Consider the following 2,478-nt stretch of genomic DNA (forward strand, 5'->3'; position numbering starts at 1 on the left):
CCACCAACTTCCGAGACGGCTTCGGGGATGGCCTGGCGCAGGCTGCGTCCGCCCAGCGCCATATGCCGGTGGATGTTCTCCACCACCACGATGGCATCGTCGACCAGGATGCCGATGGAAAAGATCAGTGCGAACAGCGACACGCGGTTGATGGTGAAGCCCATCGCCCAGGAGGCGAACAGGGTCAGCATGAGGGTGATGATCACCGCCGTGCCCACCACGAGGCCTTCGCGCCAGCCCAGTACGAACACCACCAGAAGCACGACCGACAAGGTGGCGAGCAGCAGGTGCAGCAGCAGGCCGTTGGCCTTCTCCGTGGCGGTCTTGCCGTAGTCGCGAGTGACCGTGACATGCACGTCGCTGGGAATCACATCGCCGCGCAAGGCCTTCAGCCGCGCCTTGATGGCATCGGTGATATCGGCGGCATTGCTGCCGGACTTCTTGGCCACGGCGATGGTCACCGCCGGCGCGGTGCCCATCGACGGCCCACCCTTGCCCGGCGGCGTGCCGAACCATACGTATCTTGCAGGCAGGTCGGCACCGCGATGGATCTTCGCCACGTCGGACAGGAACACCGGGTGGCCATGGTTCAGTCCGATGACCAGTTGCCGGATCTGGTGCGCATCAGCCAGAAACGTGCCCGCGGTGACCGGGATCGTACGGTCACCACCAACCCTGTCACCGGCCTGGGCCACCACGTTGGCAGCCTTCAGTGCCTTCACCAGATCGCCCATGGAAAGGCCGTAGGCGGCCAGCCTGGCCGGCTCCAGCTGTACCACCACGGCACGATCGGGCGCACCGATGGTGTAGACATCACGCGTGCCGGGGATTCGTTTCAGCACAGTCTCCAGCGAATGCGCCACCTGCGCCAGCTGGTTCGGGGTGCGCTGCGGGTTGTTGCTCCACAGAGTCAACCCCATCACCGGCACGTCGTCGATGCCCATGGGACGGATCAGCGGCTGCCCCACACCCAGCCCCGGCGGCACGAAGTCACGGTTCTGATAGACCTGGTTGTACAGGCGCACGATCGCGGTCCGACGCGGCACGCCCACCTTGAACTCGACCGAGATCATCGACAGGCCCGGCCGGCTCACCGAATACACATGCTTGATCCCCTTCAGTTCGGAGAGTTTCTTCTCCAGCGGATAGGTGACCAGGTTCTCCACGTCGTGCACGTCGGCACCCGGAAACGGCACCATCACGTTGGCCATGGTGACGTCGATCTGCGGCTCTTCCTCGCGTGGCGTGATCAGGATTGCGGTCAGGCCCAGCAGCAGCGCCGCCATCGCCAGGATCGGTGTCAGTGGCGAAGACTGGAAGGCGCGCGCGATGCGACCGGAAAATCCCAAACGCGAGCTCATGTCTGCGACTCTGCATGTTGGCTGGAAAGGTAGCGCGCGGCGGCGGCCGGGTCGGTGGCGATCATGTCACCGTCACGCAGGCCCGACAGCACCTCGACACGTTTGCCGAAGCGCTCCCCGGTCCGCACTTGGCGCAGTGATACATCGTGGCCCTCGATCACGTAAACACCGCTGACCTCGCCCTGATGCCAGATGGCGCTTTCCGGCACCAGCAGACGACGGGCCGTGCCCACGGCAAAAGCGGCCTTGACCGTCATCCCCGGGAACAGGTCCGGATGGGAACCGTCCAGGAGCAGACGAACGTCGAACGTGTGCGTCTTCGGGTCGGCGTACGGATACACGATCACCTTGGCGACATCCATGCGAGCGCTGCGACAGTCCTCCGGAAGGATCTGTGCCTGGTGGTACTTGCGGATGGCCGCGATGGCGCTCTGCGGAACCTGCACCTTCACGCGCAGGTCCTTGAGCGACTCGATGGCAATCAATGCCTGCGGCGAGGGCGGTCCGGCCTGCACGGCCTCGCCGACCTGCACGAAGCGTTGGGTGACGATGCCGTCGTAGGGCGCCCTTATCACGGTGTAATCCAGCTGCTGGCCCACCTGCCGTGACTGCGCCTGTGCCGCGCGCAATGCGGCCTGCGCGGCATCCCGCGCACTGCGTGCCTGGTCCAGGTCGGACGTGGACACCAGCCGCTGGGCATAGATCGAGGCGATGCGCTTGTAATGGGCCTCTGCATTGACATAGGCGGCCCGCGCGGATGCGATTTGCGCCTGCGCGGCCGAGTGCGCGGACTTCTGCTCGACATTGGTGAAGCGCACCAGCACGTCCCCGGCCTTGACCCTGTCGCCGACGTCGTAGGGCAGTTCCTTCACGCGCGCATTGGTCTGCGCGGTCAGGGTCACCTGGTGCACGGCATCGACCACGCCGTCCCAGACCTGCTCGCGATGGGCCAACTCGACGTGCACGACCCGGGTGGCCAGCGGCGGCGATCGGGACACGGGCTTTTGATTTTCGGGCGACTTGCCGCAAGCGGCCAACAAAGGCAGCGCGAGCAGCCACAACCCCATGAGATAACGTCGATTCATGCCGAAACGGCCTTTGTTTCTCGTGAACGGGG

Annotated in this window: 2 protein-coding genes; both read right to left on the minus strand. The window is 65.1% G+C overall.

The features are described from left to right. Positions 1-1,361: efflux RND transporter permease subunit (locus PF446_RS03710; protein ID WP_298069869.1), on the minus strand; the 1,361-nt coding region annotated here is incomplete at its 3' end. Continuing rightward, positions 1,358-2,478, minus strand: a 1,121-nt coding sequence (locus PF446_RS03715; RefSeq protein WP_343224650.1) for an efflux RND transporter periplasmic adaptor subunit, incomplete at its 5' end; no start/stop codon positions are given. The genes PF446_RS03715 and PF446_RS03710, both read right to left, overlap by 4 nt.

The sequence above is a fragment of the Oleiagrimonas sp. genome (assembly GCF_027858935.1).
Classification (GTDB): Bacteria; Pseudomonadota; Gammaproteobacteria; order Xanthomonadales; family Rhodanobacteraceae; genus Oleiagrimonas.